Genomic DNA, 22,501 nt, shown 5'->3' on the forward strand with positions numbered 1-22,501 from the left:
CCATTACTGGGTTTCATTGGCTGAGCTTTACTCACTACTACGGATTCATCTGCCACCTCACACCAACACACGCCTTGGCTCACACCTCGAACGCATGCTTCCAATTCAAGACCGGATTGGATGCCAGGCTTCCCCAGTTACTGCACTGACGCCCTGTTAACAATGCCACCCTCAAACACAGCCTAGGTCTGACTGAGTATCGGGCTTTGCGCTATTTTGCACGCTTACCCACCTAAACTGCCGAAGCAGGTTCACTTGCGTTGTGTACTGTTAACTTCCTATCGCTTCCTTCAGACCCTGCCGTTGGCCAGCAACGCCCTTGCGATTCGGATTCTCTTCCCCCCAGTCGGGGTGAGACAGGTTTCTTACAACCTGACGGGTTTGCCAGCTTCGCTGGGCAAACAAAAAAACCGCTCATTAGTGAGCGGTTTTAGAATATAGCGTTTAGTACAAACTATAAATAGACTATTACAAGGTTTTCAACGCAGCCGTTAGCGCAGCCATTTCTTCGTCAGTACCAATGGTAATGCGTAGGTAGTTGCCAATACGGGGTTTATCGCTACCAAAGAAACGCACGAGAATGCCCTGCTCTTTTAGCGTAAGGTAAATTTGTTCAGCATTCTTTTCTGGATGGGTCGCGAAGACAAAGTTGGTCGCGGAAGGAATGATGCTGAACCCCAATGCTTCAAGATCTTTAACAGATTGCTCGCGTGTGGCGATAGTTTTGTCGCAAATCTCTTTTAGATACGCTTCATCTTCAACCGCAGCCGTAGCACCAACTAGGGCAACACGATCAATTGGGTAGGAGTTAAAAGAGTTTTTTAAACGCTCTAGTCCTTCGATTAGATCTGCATGACCTAATGCGTAGCCAACGCGAATCCCAGCTAAAGCACGAGATTTAGACAATGTTTGCACAACCAATAGATTTGGGTATTGGTTAATCAAAGACACCGCACTTTGTGCGCCGAAGTCCACGTAGGCTTCATCCACTAAGACGACCACATCTGGGTTCGCTTTTAGAATTGCTTCAATATCAGCTAAAGGTAAGGCTTTGCCCGTCGGTGCATTCGGGTTGGTGATAACCACACCTGACACGTCTAGGTTTTCGTAATCCGCAGGAATGATGTCGAAATCATCATTAAGCGGAATTAGCTTTGGCTCGATGCCATATAAACCGGCGTACACTTTATAAAAGCTATAAGTGATGTCAGCAAAAGCCAATGGTTTGCCACCAGCAAAATACCCCATGAAAGCCAAGGCCAACACTTCATCCGAGCCGTTGCCAACAAACACTTGACTAGCGTCTAGCTTATAACTTTTTGCCAAGGCGTTTTTCAGCGTAGCGCAGTTTGGGTCTGGGTACAGACGTAAGCGCTCACTGACTTCTAGAGCCATCGCTTCTATCGCTTTAGGTGATGGCGAGTATGGGCTTTCGTTAGTATTTAGCTTGATGTACTTTTTGTCTTGTGGTTGCTCGCCTGGCACATAAGGGTCAAGAGAAGCAATTTTATCTGTCCAAAAACGACTCATGGAATGCTCCGTTGTACGTCATCAAAAATAGAGTATGGAAACAAAATAAGGCCTCTATTGAGGCCTTATAAATACATTACTAAGTATCAGTGACTATCCGGCCGAGGATCAGTCCTGAGGCTTCATATGTGGGAACAATAATACGTCGCGGATCGAAGGCGCATCGGTGAACAACATCACCAAACGGTCGATACCAATACCTTCACCAGCGGTTGGTGGTAGGCCATATTCTAACGCATTAATGTAGTCTGCATCGTAATGCATAGCTTCATCGTCACCTGCGTCTTTTTCTGCAACCTGACGCATGAAGCGCTCAGCTTGGTCTTCTGGATCATTAAGCTCCGAGAAACCGTTAGCAATTTCACGACCACCAACGAAGAATTCAAAACGGTCTGTAATGAAATCATTATCATCATTACGACGCGCCAGTGGAGACACTTCTGCTGGGTATTCCGTAATGAAAGTCGGTTGATCCAATTTATGCTCTGCGGTTTCTTCGAAGATTTCTGTCCAAAGTTTACCCAAGCCCCAAATTGGTTTCACGTCGATTTTTAGTTTCTTCGCAACAGCTGTCGCGCCTTCCAGCGTTTCTAGATCTGCCGCAGTTAATTCTGGGTTGTAGTGCAAAATCGAATCCAGCATACTCATGCGAACAAACGGCGCGCCAAAGTCATATTCAGAACCTTGGTAAGTGACTGTCGTTGTGCCCAACACTTTTTCAGCGACTGTACGCAACATATCTTCAGTCAGATCCATTAAATCTTTGTAGTCTGCATACGCTTGGTAGAATTCGATCATGGTGAATTCTGGATTATGACGTGTGGATGTCCCTTCGTTACGGAAGTTACGATTAATCTCGAATACACGCTCAAAACCACCTACAACCAAACGCTTCAAATAAAGCTCTGGCGCAATACGCAAGTACATGCTCATATCCATCGCATTGTGATGCGTAATAAATGGACGAGCTGATGCACCACCTGGAATAGTTTGTAGCATTGGCGTTTCAACTTCCATGAAACGACGATCTTCTAGGAAGCGACGAATCGTAGAGATGATTTTTGAACGCATTTGGAAAGTCTCGCGAGACTCTTCATTTACGATCAAATCAACGTAACGCTGACGGTAGCGCATTTCCATATCAGACAAACCGTGATGCTTATCTGGCAACGGACGTAGAGACTTGGTTAGTAATTGCGCTTCGTGCATATCAATGTACAAATCCCCTTTACCTGACTTGTGCACAGGACCAGAAATGCCGATGATATCCCCCAGATCCCATGTTTTTTGATCTGCTAATAGCTCAGGACTCAAGACTTTACGATTCACATAAGCTTGGATTTGACCTGTCATGTCTTGTAGCAACATAAAAGCGCCACGGTTACGAATAATACGACCAGCGATGCTAACTTTATGATCTTTCTCTTCTAACTCAGTTTTTTCTAGTTCACCGAATTCTGCTTGAAGGTCTGCTGCATAAGCGTTTGGACGAAATGTATTTGGGTAAGCATTTCGCTCTGCACGAATAGCAGCCAATTTGCCGCGACGTTCCGCTACTAATCGATTGTCGTCAGATTGTGCTGTGGATTCTGTGTTATTTTCGTTAGCCATGATTTTGCTATCTACTCTTTTTAAATGTTCTAAATAAGGAACGGCGCTTTATAGGCCTTGTTTTAAACTTGCAATGATAAACTGGTCTAAATTGCCATCTAGCACAGCACCAGTATTGGAAGTTTCCACTCCTGTACGCAAATCCTTAATACGCGACGCATCCAATACGTAAGAGCGAATTTGACTCCCCCAACCAATATCAGATTTGCTGTCTTCCACAGCTTGCGCCGCTTCGGTACGCTTCATCATTTCAAACTCGTACAATTTGGCACGAAGTTGTTTCATGGCAAAGTCACGGTTAGCGTGCTGAGAACGCTGGTTTTGACATTGAACCACGATACCCGTAGGAACGTGGGTAATACGCACCGCAGAATCTGTGGTGTTTACGTGCTGACCACCGGCACCGGATGAACGGTAAGTATCGGTACGAATATCCGCCGGATTAATTTCAATATCGACGTTATCATCGATCTCAGGCGAAACAAAGACAGACGCAAACGACGTATGACGGCGATTGCCAGAGTCAAATGGAGACTTACGAACCAGTCGATGTACGCCTGTTTCGGTACGTAACCAACCAAACGCATAATCTCCCTCAAAACGAATGGTCGCGGATTTGATTCCCGCCACATCGCCTGCAGATACTTCCATCAGTTCAACTTTAAAGCCTTTGTCCTCACCCCAACGCAAATACATGCGCAATAGAATGTTGGCCCAATCCTGAGCTTCTGTTCCACCGGAACCAGACTGAATATCCAAGAAAGCACTGTTTTCGTCCATTTCTTTGGAAAACATGCGACGGAACTCTAACTTAGCTAACAGAGCTTCTAGCTCTTCTAGTTCAAGTTCAACCGCTTCTACGGAATCTTCATCGTTTTCTTCTACAGCGATATCTAACAACTCTTTGGAATCATTAAGACCTGATTCCATGCTGTCTAGGGTTTCAACAACGGCTTCAAGCGCAGCACGCTCTTTGCCAAGTTTTTGGGCGTATTCTGGGTCGTTCCAAATAGCTGGATCTTCCAGTTCACGGTTAACTTCCTCTAAGCGTTCTTTCTTTGACTCGTAGTCAAAGATACCCCCGAAGGGTTAAAGCACGAGCAGAAAGGTCTTTTATCTTAGAAAGTATCGGGTTTATTTCCATATTGGCGTCAATTTGCTATAAACAGTGTGGATAAATGTGATTCGGAATTGTAACGAATTTAGTCGCAGCATAAAATGCCATTCGCTACCCAATGATGGAAAAACAGACCATTTTTTGTGGGCCTTGCTATCAAATGGAGTCAATATGGATAAACCAACAGTTTCTGTCGCCATACTGGGACAAAATTATAAGATAAATTGTCCTAAAGGACACGAAGCAGATTTGAAAGAAGCTGCCGAGTATTTGAACAATCAAATGCGCGAAATCAAAGCCAGCGGCAAAATCGTCGGCCTAGAAAAAATAGCGGTACTTGCGGCATTGAATATTACTCACGACATGCTTAATAATCGAAAATACGCCCGTTCTAACGAGCAACAGTTGCGAGAACTGACGTCGCAGCTAGATGCAGCATTAGCGCATGAAACAAAACTGGTTAATGAATAAACATTCATGGTTTATTTCTTGATCTACTTTTTTGATTGCAAGCGTAGAACACGAATTTTCTTCATACAACGCAGAAAACGATTTGTGCTATTGAGTGATTTCTACAGTGAGTTACTTTATACTGGAATTCGTTTCCTGGGTTGTTCGAAGCGGCTTAACGCCCTTGAGCCTATGAGTAATACCCCGGAAAGAGCCTGTTGGTTTGGTGTGCATGTCCGTGCGTCGGAAAGCCTAAAGAATCACAGTTCTTTCCACCTTGAACCACTGGGTTCAAGGCCAATAGCCGAAACGGCAACTTGGGAAACTCTTTTATGACCTCACATCTCGATCCTCGACAAACCCTCCGTCGTCAGCTACGTCAAAGCAGAAGAAATCTTTCTTCTGAAGAACAACTAAAGGCTGCAGACTCTCTAATACATAGCTACAACGAAATTCTTGAGCAACTCTCTATCCCGCCTCCTAAACGTGTTGCTTTGTATTTAAGCAATGATGGCGAGATATCCCCTCATCTACTTTGCGAATATTTCTGGCAGCAACAGATTGAAACATACCTTCCCGTTGTACAGGGTAAACAACTCACATTTGCTTGCTACAGCTCTGCAACGATCTGGCAAGAAAACCAATTCGGCATCAAAGAACCCCTAACGTCAGAGTATGTAGCAGGTAATGAGCTAGATATAGTTCTATTACCGTTAGTCGGATTTGATTCAAAAGGCGGAAGACTTGGTATGGGGGGTGGTTTTTATGATAGAACATTCGAAAATAAAAGAGCCGATCAAAAGCCATTACTTATTGGGCTAGCGCACGACTGCCAAGAAGTGAAAAGCCTACCGGTTGAAGGCTGGGATGTGCCATTGCAAGCAATTATTACTCCAACAAAATCCATTAAGGTGTAAGTAAAGCCACATCTGATAGAAAGAGCATTCTTGTCATCTGCTCTTTCTTTCTAATTTTTTGTATATAGCTTCTTCAATCTAAAAGCTAATATACAAAGCTATAGCCAACTGATACATAAGCCCCACTATTACCATCATCATTTTCAGGCGCATAAGCAACATCGACATCTAAACGCCGATAAAATGTTAGACCCGCAGTGAAATAGTTTAACTCGCTACCAACCAAGTTTTTCCTGTAACCGATACGCATACCCGGTAAAACCCAGCTATCAGTGTAATAGGATAGTGATACTGTCGCCCACTGATATTCGTCACCCAATGGGTCTGCTATCGAATTTACATCATAAGATCCTGCTAATGAATAATGCTGATCTTTGCTTTTAATAGCAGCATCAAGTGTCATCTGCGCTTCCATCTTATACGTCTCATTTAATGAGAAAACACCTTTTCCAGCAAATCTAATAGCAGCTTCACAACTGGTCTTATCAGCTCCGGTTAATCCGGCACAATCACTAACTAACCCCTTGTAATCAAATTCCGGCTCGTTTACGTTCGCTACAGAGGCACCTAATTGAAAGTTTCGGCCTGTCAAAATAAGCCCTAAATCAAGCGAAACGCCTGATGAAACAGAGTCTCGACTTAAGAAAAAATCACTATAGGAAATACTAGAGTCGTCATCTTCGTTTAATACAGTTAACTTTTGATCTAAAGCAAGTCGATGAAAATTCAATCGACCACCGATAATCAATGCACTCGTTTCAGATCGAGACACCATCTCGCTGTAACCCAAGCTAAAACGGAGATCCGACGCTCTTTTCATATATACGGAGGTATCTGACTCAATACCTGCACCACTTACATCTACACCATCAAGCTCAGAGGTACTGGTAACAGCGTCTAACTCATCCACACCAGTTAGAGTCAAATTATCCGCCAATACATCGGCTCGTCCAACCAAGGACGCACTGGCATCTAACATAAAAACACCACGACGTCTGGTTTTATAAATAATAGGTAAAAAAGGTCCTTGCACTGTGGTCGAAAATTTTGCATATGTAGTTCGACTAATATCTGAAATAACCACATCAGCTGAATCAAGAGAATTATTAATATCCGCTAGCACTTCGTCAATTTTCGCGACCACAAACGCATCAGCAGCGGCCTGCCCTTGATCATCATAAATCGCTTGAGCTTCCGTTTTAATAGCATCAACATCAATACTAGAAGTAAAGTTTTCATCGAAAATAGCTTCAAGTCGATCAACTCTATCGTTGATACCATTGACTCCACCACCTTCAACACCGATTCCTATCGGTCCTAAAAAGCCAACTCGGAAGCCCTGTAGATTAGCCATCAAATAAGAAGACGCAGGATTACCAGCCGCAGTCGACAACGCGTGACGATTTCCATAACTCCCTAACACAGTACTTGAGCCAATAGGTTGATAAACGTACATAGAGGCCATTGCTATAGAACTAAAAGCGGCCAGCCCCATCACTAAACCCATGTTAAAAATTACCCAACTCTTTCTCATGCGTCACTCTTTTCCATCAATACAGCAATGCTGGCATAAACCAGACCATAAAAAAAACCGATAACTTATAAAGCTATCGGCTTTCTTTATCAATTCTTTACATTTTAAAACGCTGTATCGTAGCCAATTGACAAATAAGCACTACGCGGCAATTCATCACCATCCTCATCTTCAACTGTTTCTAATGCAACTCCAAGGTCAACATTTAAACGCTTAAGAAAAGTCAGACCAAATGTGCCATAACTAAGCTCAGTGCCGACCATATTCTGACGATAGCCAACACGAATGCCTGGTAGGTAATGTGAATCACCGTAGTAAGACAAAGAGGCAGCTGCCCATTGATATTCATCACCCACAGCATCTTTTACTTCATTGGTATCGTAGGACAACCCCAAAGTTACTTGTTTGCCTTTAGTGGATACAGCCGCATCGATTGTTGTTTGCATTTCCATGACATAATCTTCTGTGGCCGTTAATTTACCTTTATTAACTAATCGTCCCGCAGCGGCGCAACTTTCAGTAGCACAACTTTGATTAATAGGCGCGCCGTCAAATTCTGGCTCATTAATATTGGCAAACGTGATCCCTACCTGATAATTGTTAGAGACCCAAACTGCACCTAAATCAATACCAACACCAGTACTACTGACGGCATCATCTGAAATGGCATCGGATATAGCATCGTCAGCGTTATCATTTTTATCACTTAAAGAGACTAGTGCTCGTCCCATTGAAATATCATGTAGACTGGCTTTTACTCCACCAATCAACATACCATGATCGTTTTTCCACATTGCTTGGCTATAACCCAAGCCGATTTGCAAATCTGTTGCGGTTTTAGCTTGGAATGAGGTGTCTGTTGTTAACTCTGTTCCCGTATTTGTAATCTCATCAGATATAACATTCGCTCTAGCAACCCCCGAGATACTAACATCAAAGATAAAAGCTCCATTTTTTTTAGTTTTATAGATCAATGGCATAAAAGGAACTTGCAGGCTTGCCGACGTCTTTACATAGGCGGTTTCGCCTATCTCGGAAAGTATTTTATCGGCACGAGCTTTATTTGTGGCAGCGTTTCCAGCATTCGAGTTATCAATGAGATCCTCTAACTCTTCTGCACGGTCATCAAGATCACTCACATCGCCCATTTCAACACCCACACTTAGTGGACCTAAAATACCAAAACGAAAACTGTCGTTATCTTCCTGATTTACCATCAAAAAAGGCGCAGCTGGATTTCCAAGTACAGTCGATAACGCCCTGATATTTGGCGCATTGCTTAAAGTAAAGCTGGAGCCTACCGGATGATTAACGGGCATCGCGGCAAAAATTGTAGAACTAAATAAACAACCTGAAGCAAGTACGATTTTTTTCATAGAAACTCCCTCTAATAAGATAAAAACTATGTAAAAAAATAGCAAAAAAGAACCAAAAAATCACTATTTCCATACACTTTAATTACACATTTATCATCTTAGAATATGTAGAAGAGCACTAATAATAAAAAAAACGATAAGCCTAATTAGGTTTATCGTTTTTTATTATTTTAATTAGAGAAGAGTAACTATCTAGATTAACTTACTAAATACTATCCAAAGAAAGCTGATACCTAAGTTTTTCCAAATCTTCCGGTGTGTCGACACCATGAGTTGGCAAACCATCCGCCAGTGCCACTTGCACTTTAATGCCTTGATGCAAAAAGCGTAATTGCTCAAGTTTTTCCCAACGTTCTAATGGCGACATAGGTAAATCCGCATATTTCGCCAACAAACTAGCTCGATAAACATACAAACCAATATGACGCAGTGCAGGAAATCCTACTGGCAACAAACCTGTTCTATCAGGATTACTGGCAAAGCCATCTCTATCCCAAGGCATAGGCGAACGACTAAAATACAGCGCACGCTGCTTTTCATCACAAACCACTTTCACCACGTTGGGGTTAAAGAAATCTTCGACTTGATCAATAGCGCAAGCGACCGTTGCCATTTCGGCTTCTTTATCTTGGTTTAATGCAATTACACTCGAATGAATTAAGTTCACAGGCAAAAATGGCTCGTCACCTTGCACGTTGACAACAATCTCATCGCCCTGCCAGTCCATTTTTGCGGCGACTTCTGCAAGGCGCTCTGTGCCATTTTCATGGTCATCACGAGTCATCACCACTGAAGCACCAAAACCTATTGCCGCTTTTTCTATGAGCTGATGATCCGTGGCAATCGTCACCGATTGTGCGCCGGCTTTTAATGCCAACTCATAAACCCACTGCAGAACAGGTTTGCCACCTAGATCAGCCATAAGTTTTTGCGGAAAACGCTGAGAAGCGTAACGAGCTGGAATGACTATGTGGAAATCAGGTAAGGATTGAGTGGTCATTATTTTTCAAACTCCGGCTTTTGAGCCAATTCATAAGCGTGTTCTAAGGACATTCGAGAGGCTAACACCATGTCAGCGACTTCTCTAGCGACACCTTCACCGGCAGCTTTACTGAGTATAATCGGACAATGACGTTGCAATAAAATATGCGCATCAGCGGGACATAAAGCAACGCCAACCTTAGGCATAACCTGAAGGTCAATCACATCATCACCCACATATGCGGCTTGGTCTGGTGTAATTCCTAAACGCTCGACCAACTCATCAAACGCTTCGGCTTTGTTATGACAACCGGGATAAAAATGCTCTACTTTTAGCTCTTTCATCCGCTGCCTTAATGGTACAGAGTCTTTCGCGGTGATCACCGCAACCTGAACGCCCCACTTTGGCAGCAGCTTCATTGCCACGCCATCTTTTACATTAAAGCGTTTTATGGTTTCGCCTTGCTCGGTATAAAGCAGACGACCATCGGTTAGTACGCCATCAACATCAAAAACTACCAATTTCAAGGCTTGCAGCTTAGCAAGCAAACCTTGATCATTATCTAGCGCAGGATAAGAAGAAAGAAAAGCCGCATCCATGTATTAAACGCTCGTATCTAATACTTCAAATGTTTTAACCAATTCATCAAGCTGTTTCATTTGCTTAAGGAATGGCGCTAATTTACCCAAAGGCAAAGCACATGGACCATCACATTTTGCACTATCAGGATCTGGATGTGTTTCTAAAAATAAGCTAGATAAGCCAAGTGACATACCCGCACGAGCCAATTCGGTTACTTGCGCACGACGGCCGTCTGCAGAATCTTCTCGACCACCAGGGCGCTGCAAAGAATGAGTTACGTCGAACATCACTGGGTAACCAAATTTTTTCATTTCACCAAAGCCAAGCATGTCTACCACCAAATTGTTATAACCCATCATGGTGCCGCGTTCACAAAGCATTAGGTTATTGTTACCCGCTTCTTCACATTTGGTAAGAATATGTTTCATTTCATGAGGTGCTAGGAACTGCGCTTTTTTAATGTTAATCACGGCGCCTGTTTTCGCCATCGCGATCACTAAATCGGTTTGACGAGATAAGAACGCAGGCAATTGAATAACCTCAGCTACTTCAGCCACTGGAGCGCATTGGTAAGCTTCATGTACGTCGGTAATCACTGGCACATCAAAGGTGTCTTTAATCTCTTGTAGGATTTTCAGACCTTCTTCCATGCCTGGGCCACGGAAAGAATTGATAGACGAACGATTCGCCTTATCAAAAGAGCCTTTAAATACATAAGGAATACCTAACGCTTCCGTCACTTTCACGTGTTCTTCCGCAACCCGCATTGCCAAATCGCGAGACTCCAATACATTCACCCCACTGAACAAAACAAAAGGAAGGTGGTTAGCGACTTCAATCTTATTACCAATTTTAATAATTTTTGACTCTTGAGATGACTGAATCATGAGAACTCCATTTTTAATCTAGATTTGCCCACTCTAAACGTGTCTAAAGCAGCATAAAATTTTTGAATATTTTTTTATCGATCGTAAATTTCTAAAATTCCAGACAAGTTTTGCGCATCATCTACGACTACCAGCAAGGTGATTTTATCGCGTAGCATTTGCTCTTCGGCTTGCACTATCATCACATTCTCATTGATAGTTTTTGGATTCGCTGTCATCAAACTTGCCATGGTTTTATGTATCATGCCTTCACTTTCTTTGAGCATCGCACGGCGCAAATCTCCATCGGTAAAGATACCCAGCAACTTTCCCGCTTCTTGAATTAATACAACCCCCATTCTGCCATGAGTCATGACGGAAATAGCGTCTTTTAATGTGGTTTCTGGGGTGCAAATAGGAAGATTATCTTTGTGCATTAGGTCTTTAACACGAGTTAATAGTTTACGACCTAGGCTGCCACCAGGGTGAAAACGGGCAAAATCTTGTGGTTGAAAATTGCGACACTCCATCAAAGCCACGGCTAAAGCATCGCCCATAGCGGTTGTCATCGTCGTCGATGTGGTTGGCGCTAGATTATTTGGACAAGTTTCTTTATCGATAGAAAGATCCAGTACGCAATCGCAATGTTTCGCCAAGGTAGAATCAATGTTTCCTACCATGGCAATACTTGGATTTCCGAAACTTTTTAGAGAAGGCAGTAAACGCATCAGTTCTTCTGTTTCACCAGAAAAACTAATCAGCACTAAGACATCTTCAGGCTGGATCATACCTAAATCGCCATGAAAGGCCTCACCCGGATGAAGAAAGAAACTTGGCGTGCCTGTCGAGGCTAATGTGGCGGCAATTTTTTTACCAATCAAACCGGATTTCCCCATGCCACAAATAATCGTACGACCCTTGCTTGCAAGAATCATTCGGACGGCTTTGGGGAATTCTTCGGTAACCTGATTAGCTAAATTGGCTAGGGCTTGAGCTTGAGTTGATAAAGTACGTCGAGCACTGTCAATAAGAATATCGGAATGGGTACTCGAATCGGCACTCAAATTAAATAGATCGCTCATAAAGCCTCGCTGCTCAATGTAATAATCGTAAAGTAGCATCATTATACAGCGGAGGAAGCGGGTCGCCTACCAAAGAGCAAGTTTTCATCACTTACTCTTGGTAGGTATGGAAAAATTAACCTAAGCAGCTAAGGAATTGGCCGCTCAAATTGTCTAAAAATGAGAAGTAGGCATTTGTGCCCATTTTCACTTTGCTACCCAATGGATCTAAAGGTGCTGTTTTCACATCCGACCCTTCCAGCAAAGTTTTCACTATCGCCGGGCTAAATTGCGGCTCACTAAAAACACACTGCACTTTATTTTCTTGAATCTCATGACGGATTTCAGCCACTTTTTTCGCGCCAGGCTTGCGCTCTGGACTCACCGTAATTTCACCTGCGTGACTCAAGCCGTAATGCTGTTCGAAATAGCTATAACCATCATGGAACACAATGTAAGGCACTTTGCTCACCTTATTAAGCGCTTTGCGAATTTCTGCGTCTTTCGCACTCAATCCCTTTTCAAAAGCGGCTAAATTGTCTTGGTAATACCCCGCATTGGCAGAATCTAAAGACACCAAACGAGCCGTTACCGCTTTCGCCAACACTTTAACATTATCCGGCGATAACCAGACGTGCGGATCAACACCATCGTGATGATGACCTTCGTGGCCTTCATGCTCTTCGTGGTTGCCATCTGCTACATGATGGTCATGACCTTCATGGTCGTGGTCGTGGTCGTGGTCGTGGTCGTCATGACCCTCGTGATCATGATCTTCTTCATCCTCATCATGATGGTGTTCTTTGGCAAAATTATGTAATGCCATGCCATCAAGAGCAAGCCATTCAATAGACGACTCTTCTTTGCCTGCATTTTCAAGTGGCTTCTCCAAGAAGCGCTCTAGTGACTCACCAACCCAAACGACAGTATCAGCATTAATGATTTTCTTCAGATCCGAAGGACGCATAGCAAAATCATGGGGTGATGCTGTACTAGAAACGATCTGTTCAATGTCGGCTTTATCACCTGCAATCGCCGCAACAACCATAGAAACAGGCTTAATACTGGTAACGATTACTGGTTTAGCCAAAGCTAGAGGGGACAAGGCAGAAACACCCAAGGCCAAAATAAGTTTATTCATTATTTAATACCGTCAAATTAATGTTATAACGTAACAATACGATATTAAAAAAAGAGATTCAAGCGGTTTAGCTTAAATCTCTTTTTTATACAAGTAGCAAGCTTGACTTAACTTAACTGTAAATCAACAAGCTCTACTGGTCGAATCATCAAACCGGCACGCTGTCCAACGGGAAGATTGGTATTAGGAAAGACAATGGCATCACCAGTTTGCTTGATGTAGTAGTCACTTTTATCAGAATGAGCCATGCAATAGCCCTCTTCAAACTGAGTGAAATTTTTTACATCGCTTGCAATACGAAGTTCATAACTGTCATCGTCTTTTATCAAGCTGTCCAATACACGAAATACATACAAATTAGACAAAGAGGCTTGTGCTAAAACGCCCTTTTCCAACAATAGAGTCAAACTGTCCTCCAGATCTGCAAAGCGAGACAAATCATTTTCGCCAAACGGATACACTTTCCCAAGTTCTACCGTAAACGCATGAGCATTGTGTACAGCATAGCTGTAATAGGAAAAGGTCGTTGTTGGTTGATGCGACAATAAAACAGCGTCAATGCCACTTGCGGCCAAGAACGCCAATTGCTCTTTGTTATGTATAGCATTTTCAACATAGGGATAAACGACAAATTTTTCATGAACGGAACCACGAATAGCAGTGTGTAAATCGTAATGCAGTTTTATATGATCCGTTTTATTCTCAGTAAGCGAATAGAAGTCACAAACTGCTTGTTCTAGGCGCTGTGCTCTATTAGCTTCAAAGCCATCGTATTCTTGCCAAGCACCACGAAATAAGCGATTTAGGTTCACATCGCAAAACCGTTTTGCCAAATTTGCTGCTACAGGGTTACCAATTAATACTAACAAGCGGATATTTAATGAAACCTTACCCTCTAGAAGGCCGGTAACCAATTGATTTACAAGCTCAATAGGACCGGTCTCATTACCATGTACGCCAACAGACAAAACAAGACTAATCGCACTAGGTTGTTTAGGCTCAAGGCGCAAAATACCAGTGTCTTCAACAAAGCCAACCCCACTTGGAAAAGAAAATTGAAAAGGTGCGATACTATCTTGGTTTGCGAGTGTTAAGGCTAAAAAATCATTGTTCAAAATAGACATTTTTCCTACCAACTTTCTCTATCAATTTCATTGCAAAATGCGACCTAAAAATAAGCATTCATGATACCGCTTTCCATCAATTAATAAGACAAATAATGCCAAACCGTACATAATACGCAAAAACAGGTCGCTTTCTCGACACCTAACGCTCTCTAGTGAGCCTATTATCTTGAGTTAATCACTTTTCTTTAATGACTAAGAAGTCTTTTCTTTCAAGACAAATGCCGATACCCTTTTGCTTTCTACCAGATTCACTTTTAAATTAGAGTATTTTATGCCCGAAAATGACGAAGTCATTATCTTAGTCGACAAAAACAACAAGATCATTGGCGATGTGCCACGTCGCTTAATGAATTTTGGCAGAGACTATCATCGTGTCACTTATATTTTGGTGTTTAATCCGGCAGGAAACTTACTCATTCAAAAAAGAACCGACGATAAAGCTTTTTGCCCAAGCTTTTACGGTGTAACCACTGGCGGCGTGGTTGAAAAAGGCGAATCTTATATCGATTCGGCTCACAGAGAACTACAAGAAGAACTTGGATTTGACGCCCCCCTCGAAAGCCAAGGTATGTTTTTTACCGAAGGTGAAGGGTTTAAAATATGGGGCAAAATTTTCACTTGCTACTATGATGCAGCAATACATGGTGAGCTGACTTTACAGCCCAAGGAAGTCGCTTCAGTACATGAAATGAGCATTGAAGATATATTGAGTAACACTGGCAATTTGCCATTTACCCCAGACTCGTTAAGTGCGTTACAGCACTATGCAAATAAACTTACTCAGCCTCAGTTTGATGATCCGCTTTAGGCCTTTTTGGCTACTAACTTTTTTTCTTTCCTCATTCGCTTTGAGTGAGGAGCGCTGGCAAAACGATGCCTACATCCAAGATAGTTTTATTAAAATTGCCTTGGAGCGTGAATACAAAGAAACCAAATACCCTAAATTAATCCGCTGGAACAAACCCATTAAACTGTTTTTTGAAAGCGACAGCGGTGATGCTAGCTTGCAAAAAGAACTGCTTAGTGTCCATGCCCAACATCTGGCTCACATTACTGGGCTATCAATTGACTTCACCAATGATCCGAAACAAGCCAATATTTTTGTTATTTTCACCACCTATGACAATGTTGAAAACAAAGTCAGACAATATATTGGCGACCCAGAAAAAATTCGCGCAGCGCTCAACGAAGCCATTTGCCTAGGAAATTTTAGTCGTAATGGAAAATACGAAATAACCAAGGGAAGTATTATTATCCCTGTCGACTATGCACGCAGAAAAGCACGTTTTTTGGATTGTATTGTAGAAGAAATCACCCAATTACTGGGACTCCCGAATGATTCCAATGATGTTTTTCCATCTGTATTTAATGATGTCAGCGTAGATACCTACCTTAGTCCACTGGATTATTTATTACTTAAAGCTCTCTACTCAACGCACCTCAAACCTGGAATGGATGTCGCGCAAACAAAGGCAGCTTTTCCTAAAGTCTTAGCAGAGCTCCACGCCAATAAAGACATAGAAAATGCAGCTCAGCGTGTCCAAAAATACAGTCTAAAAACCTACCTAGGTGACTAACTTCCCTCGTAAAAAATCAATCAGTAAACCCTGCCATAGATCAATATAATTAGCCTTTTCAACAACCATCTCATAAATTGTGCTTATTCACTCTGCTTTTCCTGTCTAACTTAGGTAAAATGCGCCAACTGAAAATTCATATCGGAGAGTCCTAATGTTTCCAGAACTCAAAAATGACCGCTTCTTGCGCGCATTACTCAAACAACCTGTCGATACAACCCCTGTATGGATGATGAGACAAGCTGGACGCTACTTACCAGAATACCGCGCCAGCCGCGCCACAGCTGGTGATTTTTTGAGCCTTTGTAAAAACGATGCGTTCGCCTGCGAAGTTACACTTCAACCACTAAAACGCTACGACTTAGACGCGGCAATTTTATTCTCTGACATACTCACCATTCCCGACGCTATGGGACTAGGTTTATATTTTGAAACGGGCGAAGGCCCTAAGTTCAGACACACTATTCGTAGCAAAGCCGATGTTGATGCCATCCCAGTAACGACAGCGAATGACTTAGGTTACGTAATGAAAGCCGTTACTACGATCCGTCATGCCTTAAATGGTGACGTTCCGTTGATTGGCTTTTCCGGTAGCCCATGGACACTTGCGACTTATATGGTAGAAGGTGGTTCTAGTAAGGACTTCCGTCACATCAAAGCCATGATGTATCGCTCACCTGAGACCCTACACGCCTTATTAGATAAACTGGCTAAATCTGTTACAGCGTATCTTAACGGCCAAATATTAGCGGGCGCACAAGCGCTGCAAATTTTTGATACTTGGGGTGGTGTATTAAGTGGCCCAATGTACCAACAGTTCTCTTTGCTATATATGAAGCAAATTCTAGACGGCCTTATCCGTGTGCACGAAGGTAAAAGAATTCCCGTTATTTTATTCACTAAAAATGGCGGGCAATGGCTAGAAAACATGGCCGCAACGGGACCTGATGCACTTGGTTTAGATTGGACAACAGATATTGCAGAAGCACGTGCTCGCGTTGGGGATAAAGTAGCGCTACAGGGCAATATTGATCCCTGTGTACTTTATGCTGGCAAAGATGTCATCGAACATGAAGTCGAAAACGTACTTTCAGGCTTCGGCACAGGCAGCGGCCACGTATTTAACCTAGGTCACGGCATCCACCAGTTTGTAAATCCTGATCACCCAAAATATTTGATCGATGCGGTTCACGAACTAGGTCGAAAGTACCATGAACCAAAATATGATGACTTAGATGCTTTAAACGGCCTTTAAGAGCTTATTTATAAGCCATCATCAATCAACGCTAACCTTAATAGAACGAGAGGACTAAATTCTATTAAGGTTAAGCTACTAAAGACTCATATTCCTGCAAGCATAAATCTTCAGCGCTCTTCTTCTGTTTCTTCCAAACACCATTTGACGCCATTACCAAAGTGTCAAATGCTTCATCCACATAACAACACACGTGATCAACACCACGCCAATCCAACCAAGATAAGCGTCCTAATAAACGACCACTGCCAAGCGGAATCAACACTAATCTCAGTAGCAAATTACTACCCGTGCCTTTAGCTTGGTAACATGCCAGACTTTGAGGCAAAGACACACTGTATAATTTCACACCAGCTTGGTGAGATAATAAAGCGTCAACGTTTCTAAAAAAAGACTCAGAATTTGCTCTAAAATACTCGCTTGATGTTATTTTTTTCATCTCAAGCACTCCATTCCTATGAAGATATGTTCACTAAATGTAGATCATAATCATCGAGCCTGTAGCGACTTTTACAATAGAGTGGTATTTTTAGACTAAATAATGCCTTGAAATTCTTACACGACATGACGAGCGCTTTAGTTGTGCTAGGATTTCTTAATTCGTATGGAGAAAAGAAATGAAACTAATTACGGCCATTGTTAAGCCTTTTAAACTTGATGAGGTGCGTGAAGCACTTTCTGAAATTGGGATTAACGGCATTACCGTCACAGAAGTGAAGGGTTTTGGGCGCCAGCGAGGCCATACTGAACTTTACCGTGGCGCAGAATATGTCGTCGACTTCTTACCAAAAGTAAAACTAGAACTTGCCGTCGAAACAGACATGGTTGAACGCGCAATTGAAGCTATCCAGCACAGTGCGAATACAGGCAAAATTGGTGACGGCAAAATCTTCGTTACTGCACTTGAACAAATCATCCGTATTCGTACTGGTGAAACCGGTGCCGAAGCAATCTAAGCTATTGCCATCTAATTTGGGCAGTTAATTGCTATGAAATAAAAAAAGAGGCCGAGGCCTCTTTTTTTATTTTTGCAAAATCGTTGGTGCTAACCTTTATCAGGAACCTTAATAGACAGGGTTCCCAAGTAACGATTTTGACGTAACTCAATCTGACGAAAGATTGCAATAATCACAATACTAATCACCAAGTAGATAGCACCTGCCGCCAAGAAGATTTCCATCGGCGTATAGGTTCTAGCAATGATGGTTCTCGCCATCCCCGTTAAATCCAAAATGGTAATGGTACTAGCCAATGCACTGCCTTTTAACATCAAAATAATCTCGTTACCATAAGCTGGTAATACGATGCCAAAGGCACGAGGCAATAAGACTCGTCGGTACATCTGAAACTTCGTCATGCCAATCACTTTACATGCTTCCACTTCCCCTTGCGGAATCGCCTGAATCGCGCCACGGAAGATCTCAGCGGTATAAGCAGAGGTATTTAGTGTAAAGGCAATAATGGCACACCAATACGGCTCTCTCAGTATTGGCCACAAGAAACTTTCTCGAACGGCATCAAATTGTGATGCGCCGTAATACACTAAAAAGATCTGTACCAGCAGCGGTGTTCCACGAAAGAAAAAGATATAAGCAAAAGGTATCGCTCGAATCCATGCAACCGGTGAAATCCTTGCTAAAGCAATCGGCAAGGCAAAAATACCACCCAACACGATAGAAATAAGCACCAACTGAAGGCTAACCCAAGCGCCTTCGAGCAAACGGGGAAAATATTCAACAACAACCGAAAAATCCATACATTATCCCCTATTCAAACCACGGCTCGCTCGTTTTTCCATATAGGATACGAACACCATAGAGATAATGGTTAAAGCCAAATACATAAATGCCGCAACCAAATAAAACAAAAACGCTTGCTTGGTGCTGCTCACTGCGATATTGGCTTTACGCATAATATCGTCTAGCCCGACAACAGACACCAGAGCAGTATCTTTTAGCAAAACCAGAAATAAATTCCCTAGCCCAGGCAGTGCAATTCGCCATACCTGCGGCAAAATAATACGGTAGAACTTTCGAATTGGCCCCATTCCTAGAGCGATTGCAGCCTCATGTTGCCCTTTCGGAATAGACTGTAAAGCACCACGAAACACTTCTGTTGCATAGGCACCAAACGTCAAACCAAGTGCCGTCACACCCGCTGCAAATGCACCAACTTCAATATATTCGTCGTAACCAAATAAACCCGCTATCGCCATCAAAACACTGGTGGCACCAAAATAAATAATAAGCACAGTTAGCAGTTCAGGAATACCACGAATAATAGTGGTATAACCATTAGCGATCCATCGGATAACTGCGATAGAGGATAATTTGGCAGAAGCGCCTAATAATCCCAGAATCAAACCAACAAACAGCGAAGACAGCGCTAGCTCCAAGGTAACAACAGCACCTTGCAGCAGCTGATCACCGAATCCATGAAGATCAATCATAGTTTTTTCTCAGAGTAAGCTTAAAGTAGGTTTCTCGGCAAGTTAGTGCCGAGAAACCTAAGAAATATCTACACTTAGTAGATAGAGAACGGGAAGTATTTAGCATTGATTTTCTGATAAGTACCGTCAGCTAGAATGGCATCAAGTGCTTTATTCAACTTCGCTTTCAACTTGTCATCACCCTTACGAATAGCAATGGCAATGTTATCTGTTTTCATGAAAGCATCACCTTTGAATTCAAATTTAGAACCACTCTCAGATGTTTTCAACCAGTTATAAGTTGGCAATTCATCGGATAACACGATATCCAAACGACCGGAAATAAGATCTAGATAAACGTTGTCTTGGTTATCATAGAATTTTAAGTTGGCTTTACCTGCAAAATTGTCTTCAAGATATTGAGCACCTAAAGTAGCACGCTGCGCACCGATGGTTTTTCCGTCTAGCTTAGCAAGATCAAATTTTTCACCAACGCGCCCCATGAAACGCAAACCGCCTGAGTAATATTTGTTAGTGAAATCGACAACTTTCAAACGATCTTCAGTGATAGACATAGACGCAATAATCGCATCAAATTTGCGTACTTTAAGCCCAGGAATCAAACCGTCCCAATCCTGAGTTAGAATTTCACAATCAGCTGCCATTTTTGCACACAATGCGCGAGCAATATCAACGTCAAAACCTTGTGGCTTGCCAGCTTCGTCAATAAAGTTAAACGGTGCCCAAGCCCCTTCCGTTACGAAACGAACTTTATCTGCAGCTTGTACGGAAACAGCTGACAATGCTGCCGTTAACAACAACGCTGAACCCAAAACCATTTTTTTCAATTTCATTGTAATCCCCTTAGTGTATTTGTTTATTTAATCATTTTATATTTTAGAGTTTATAGCTTGAATAACGAAATATTACCTAAAAAACGCTGGATAAAAACGCCTTACAGCGTTCTGATTTTGGAGCGCCAAACACTTGATCAGGCGTGCCTTTTTCTTCCACCACCCCCCGATGCAGAAACACAACTTCACTAGATACTTCACGGGCAAAGTTCATTTCATGCGTTACGATAAGCATAGTACGCCCTTCTTCTGCCAAATTGCGCATAACAGTCAGTACTTCACCTACTAACTCTGGATCTAGCGCTGATGTCGGCTCATCAAACAGAATTACTTGAGGATCCATAGCCAATGTTCTAGCGATAGCAACACGTTGCTGTTGACCACCAGAAAGTTGATTAGGATACATGTCCTTTTTCTCTGCGATACCGACCTTCCGCAATAAATGCTCAGCGTATTCTGCGACTTCCTGCTTAGGACGTTTTAGAACATGAAGCGGTCCTTCCATCACATTCTGTAAAATCGTCATATGAGGCCATAAATTAAAACTTTGAAATACAAAGCCAATTTGCTGACGCATTTGAGTAAGTTGCTTCATGTTGTTGGCGACTAAATCCGATTCACCTTTAATCAAATCAAGTTTATTTCCATTAAAAAGAATATCGCCTCGGGTGGGGTTTTCAAGCAGGTTTACACAGCGTAAAAAAGTACTTTTACCTGAGCCACTGGAACCAAGAATTGAAATGACGTCACCATCGTAAGCTTTTAGGGAAATCCCCTTTAACACCTCAATATCACCAAACGTTTTGTGGATATCAACGAGCTCTAACGCCGGGACTTTCGACATGTTTTATACCTTCTTTTATTTTATGAACTTATTATTTTTACCGTAATAACAACGCAACACTAAATGGACTCTTTAACCGATAAATTTAGTCAACATTCACCATAAAGTAGAATACAAAAATCACGCCAAGAACAATGTAACTGGTATTTTAAGTTACTTTTTCCAAAGTCGCCTCTTTTTCTTGTCCATTTGGACAGGGGCAGCGCTTTTATTATGAATTTTATTACGTTCTTCTCTTGGTGAAACACCAAAAAAACCTTTATAGGTTGTACTAAAATGAGGCGCAGACCCAAATCCACACTCTACACCAACCTCTGTAATTGCTTTATCCGTTTGAATAATCAATTGCCTAGCATGCTGTAAACGCAACTCTAGATAATAACGCGACGGTACAATATCTAAATTACCTTTAAACAGTCGCTCTAGATGTCGCCTAGAAACACCAACATGATAAGCAATATCATCAGATGACAATGGCTCTTGAATATTTGCTTCCATTAGCTGAACAGCTTCAACAAGCTTAGGTTGACCTGTACCAATACGAGCCTGAAGAGGAATTCTTTGCGGATCTTCATGTGTACGAATGCGCTCACAGACAAATTGCTCAGAAATACTGCTAGCAAGCGTCATACCATGCTGTTTACCTATAAGAAAAAGCATCATATCCATGGCTGCTGTACCACCGCTGCAAGTATAACGGTCTCTATCAACTTCAAAAAGATGATTAGAAACGATCGTCTGTAAAAATTCATCTCGCAAGTTAGCAAGACTGCGCCAGTGAATCGTGGCGCGGTAGCCATCTAATAGTCCGGCTTTCGCCAATAAATAGCTTCCTGTGCATACACCACCAAGTCCAACCTGCTTTTTGGCTTGTTTTTTTATCCAATTTTCTAAAGTCTGACTTTCGTTTTTTATCACTGGCGATGCACCACATACGAAAATCGCGTCTAAATCACTTGGCGCATCACTTGTTAGATAGTCTGAAACGGTTGTAACCCCCGTACTTGAAGGGATTTCTCTTTCTTCATGGCTAATAGTACAAAAAGAGTAAAGCTCTTTTCCTGCCACCCAGTTCGCCATATGCAATGTTTCAATAGCAGAAGAAAAACCCAACATAGAATAGTGTGGCAAGAGCAAAAAGCCGTATTTTAATGGCTTTTTACTTGCCTGCATGATTTCTCTTGATGCGAATTCGGTCTTGTACAAAATATTATCCTGCGAACTATAGACAAAAAAGGAGTTTATTTCG

Annotated in this window: 23 protein-coding genes and 1 other RNA gene; 7 read left to right on the plus strand and 17 right to left on the minus strand. The window is 42.3% G+C overall.

From position 1 onward, the window contains the following. Positions 1–468 precede the first annotated feature (468 nt). From hisC to prfB, 3 genes are all read right to left on the minus strand, one after another. Entirely contained in the window at positions 469–1,530 is a 1,062-nt protein-coding gene (hisC, locus tag B6N13_RS20080) for a histidinol-phosphate transaminase (protein WP_169460403.1), read from the minus strand. 108 nt (positions 1,531–1,638) lie between these two features. After that, positions 1,639–3,141, minus strand: coding sequence for a lysine--tRNA ligase (gene lysS, locus B6N13_RS20085; RefSeq protein WP_012068847.1), 1,503 nt, complete (start codon positions 3,139–3,141; stop codon positions 1,639–1,641). A 48-nt stretch (positions 3,142–3,189) separates the two neighbouring features. Next, positions 3,190–4,285, minus strand: a protein-coding gene (gene prfB / locus B6N13_RS20090) for a peptide chain release factor 2 (RefSeq protein WP_157035939.1) whose coding sequence is annotated in 2 segments (ribosomal slippage) — positions 3,190–4,212 and positions 4,214–4,285 — 1,095 coding nt in all. Because the reading frame shifts where the segments join, the coding sequence is not laid out codon by codon here. Between the two features lie 144 nt (positions 4,286–4,429). Between prfB and B6N13_RS20095 the strand changes: the two genes are divergently transcribed. The 3 genes from B6N13_RS20095 to B6N13_RS20105 all read left to right on the plus strand — a co-directional run bounded on the left by B6N13_RS20095 (position 4,430) and on the right by B6N13_RS20105 (position 5,625). Continuing rightward, positions 4,430–4,729, plus strand: a complete 300-nt coding sequence (locus tag B6N13_RS20095; protein WP_012068846.1) for a cell division protein ZapA — start codon at positions 4,430–4,432, stop codon at positions 4,727–4,729. 129 nt (positions 4,730–4,858) lie between these two features. After that, positions 4,859–5,036, plus strand: a non-coding RNA gene (gene ssrS, locus B6N13_RS20100) — 6S RNA. Between the two features lie 4 nt (positions 5,037–5,040). Further along, positions 5,041–5,625: a 5-formyltetrahydrofolate cyclo-ligase gene (locus B6N13_RS20105; RefSeq protein WP_169460404.1), complete on the plus strand. Its 585-nt coding sequence runs from the start codon at positions 5,041–5,043 to the stop codon at positions 5,623–5,625. Between the two features lie 85 nt (positions 5,626–5,710). Here the strand turns inward: B6N13_RS20105 and traF (B6N13_RS20110) are convergent, their stop codons facing one another. The 8 genes from traF (B6N13_RS20110) to astE all read right to left on the minus strand — a co-directional run bounded on the left by traF (B6N13_RS20110) (position 5,711) and on the right by astE (position 14,291). Continuing rightward, entirely contained in the window at positions 5,711–7,159 is a 1,449-nt protein-coding gene (gene traF / locus B6N13_RS20110) for a conjugal transfer protein TraF (protein ID WP_048813936.1), read from the minus strand. Positions 7,160–7,263: 104 nt separating this feature from the next. Next, positions 7,264–8,535, minus strand: coding sequence for a conjugal transfer protein TraF (traF, locus tag B6N13_RS20115; protein ID WP_169460405.1), 1,272 nt, complete (start codon positions 8,533–8,535; stop codon positions 7,264–7,266). A gap of 205 nt (positions 8,536–8,740) precedes the next feature. Then, positions 8,741–9,535 (minus strand): 3-deoxy-manno-octulosonate cytidylyltransferase, encoded by a 795-nt coding sequence (kdsB, locus tag B6N13_RS20120; RefSeq protein WP_012068843.1) that lies wholly within the window; start codon positions 9,533–9,535, stop codon positions 8,741–8,743. Next, a complete protein-coding gene (locus B6N13_RS20125) occupies positions 9,535–10,116 on the minus strand; it encodes an HAD-IIIA family hydrolase (protein ID WP_169460406.1) in 582 nt (193 codons plus the stop codon). Before B6N13_RS20125 ends, kdsB begins: the two co-directional genes overlap by 1 nt. 3 nt (positions 10,117–10,119) lie before the next feature. Further along, positions 10,120–10,986 carry a 3-deoxy-8-phosphooctulonate synthase gene (kdsA, locus tag B6N13_RS20130; protein WP_169460407.1) on the minus strand — a complete coding sequence of 289 codons (867 nt, stop codon included), beginning with the start codon at positions 10,984–10,986 and terminating at the stop codon, positions 10,120–10,122. A gap of 74 nt (positions 10,987–11,060) precedes the next feature. Beyond that, a complete protein-coding gene (locus B6N13_RS20135; protein ID WP_211172954.1) occupies positions 11,061–12,047 on the minus strand; it encodes a KpsF/GutQ family sugar-phosphate isomerase in 987 nt (328 codons plus the stop codon). 115 nt (positions 12,048–12,162) lie between these two features. Beyond that, positions 12,163–13,167, minus strand: coding sequence for a zinc ABC transporter substrate-binding protein ZnuA (znuA, locus tag B6N13_RS20140; RefSeq protein ID WP_169460408.1), 1,005 nt, complete (start codon positions 13,165–13,167; stop codon positions 12,163–12,165). Between the two features lie 107 nt (positions 13,168–13,274). Then, complete coding sequence (gene astE, locus B6N13_RS20145; RefSeq protein ID WP_169460409.1) at positions 13,275–14,291, minus strand: succinylglutamate desuccinylase; 1,017 nt, start codon at positions 14,289–14,291, stop codon at positions 13,275–13,277. A gap of 274 nt (positions 14,292–14,565) precedes the next feature. Between astE and B6N13_RS20150 the strand changes: the two genes are divergently transcribed. The 3 genes from B6N13_RS20150 to hemE all read left to right on the plus strand — a co-directional run bounded on the left by B6N13_RS20150 (position 14,566) and on the right by hemE (position 17,126). After that, positions 14,566–15,102, plus strand: a complete 537-nt coding sequence (locus B6N13_RS20150; RefSeq protein WP_012068837.1) for an NUDIX domain-containing protein — start codon at positions 14,566–14,568, stop codon at positions 15,100–15,102. Continuing rightward, a complete protein-coding gene (locus B6N13_RS20155; protein ID WP_248280395.1) occupies positions 15,059–15,871 on the plus strand; it encodes a DUF2927 domain-containing protein in 813 nt (270 codons plus the stop codon). The genes B6N13_RS20150 and B6N13_RS20155 overlap by 44 nt, the downstream gene beginning before the upstream one ends. Positions 15,872–16,025: 154 nt before the next feature. After that, complete coding sequence (gene hemE / locus B6N13_RS20160) at positions 16,026–17,126, plus strand: uroporphyrinogen decarboxylase (protein ID WP_012068835.1); 1,101 nt, start codon at positions 16,026–16,028, stop codon at positions 17,124–17,126. Positions 17,127–17,196: 70 nt separating this feature from the next. Here hemE and B6N13_RS20165 read toward each other — a convergent pair whose 3' ends face one another. Continuing rightward, a complete protein-coding gene (locus B6N13_RS20165) occupies positions 17,197–17,565 on the minus strand; it encodes a hypothetical protein (protein WP_169460410.1) in 369 nt (122 codons plus the stop codon). 178 nt (positions 17,566–17,743) lie between these two features. On the opposite strand from B6N13_RS20165, the gene B6N13_RS20170 reads away from it, so the two are divergent. Next, on the plus strand, positions 17,744–18,082 hold the full coding sequence (locus B6N13_RS20170) for a P-II family nitrogen regulator (RefSeq protein WP_012068833.1): 339 nt from the start codon (positions 17,744–17,746) through the stop codon (positions 18,080–18,082). An 89-nt stretch (positions 18,083–18,171) separates the two neighbouring features. Here B6N13_RS20170 and B6N13_RS20175 read toward each other — a convergent pair whose 3' ends face one another. From B6N13_RS20175 to B6N13_RS20195, 5 genes are all read right to left on the minus strand, one after another. Continuing rightward, positions 18,172–18,882 (minus strand): ABC transporter permease subunit, encoded by a 711-nt coding sequence (locus B6N13_RS20175; protein ID WP_012068832.1) that lies wholly within the window; start codon positions 18,880–18,882, stop codon positions 18,172–18,174. Between the two features lie 3 nt (positions 18,883–18,885). Beyond that, complete coding sequence (locus tag B6N13_RS20180) at positions 18,886–19,575, minus strand: ABC transporter permease (protein ID WP_012068831.1); 690 nt, start codon at positions 19,573–19,575, stop codon at positions 18,886–18,888. A 74-nt stretch (positions 19,576–19,649) separates the two neighbouring features. Next, a complete protein-coding gene (locus B6N13_RS20185) occupies positions 19,650–20,408 on the minus strand; it encodes a transporter substrate-binding domain-containing protein (protein WP_012068830.1) in 759 nt (252 codons plus the stop codon). 76 nt (positions 20,409–20,484) lie between these two features. Next, a complete protein-coding gene (locus B6N13_RS20190; RefSeq protein ID WP_169460411.1) occupies positions 20,485–21,252 on the minus strand; it encodes an ATP-binding cassette domain-containing protein in 768 nt (255 codons plus the stop codon). A 153-nt stretch (positions 21,253–21,405) separates the two neighbouring features. Further along, entirely contained in the window at positions 21,406–22,425 is a 1,020-nt protein-coding gene (locus tag B6N13_RS20195) for a GlxA family transcriptional regulator (RefSeq protein ID WP_169460412.1), read from the minus strand. Positions 22,426–22,501 lie beyond the last annotated feature (76 nt).

Origin of the sequence: Marinomonas sp. UCMA 3892 (assembly GCF_012726345.1) — a bacterium.
GTDB lineage: Bacteria > Pseudomonadota > Gammaproteobacteria > Pseudomonadales > Marinomonadaceae > Marinomonas.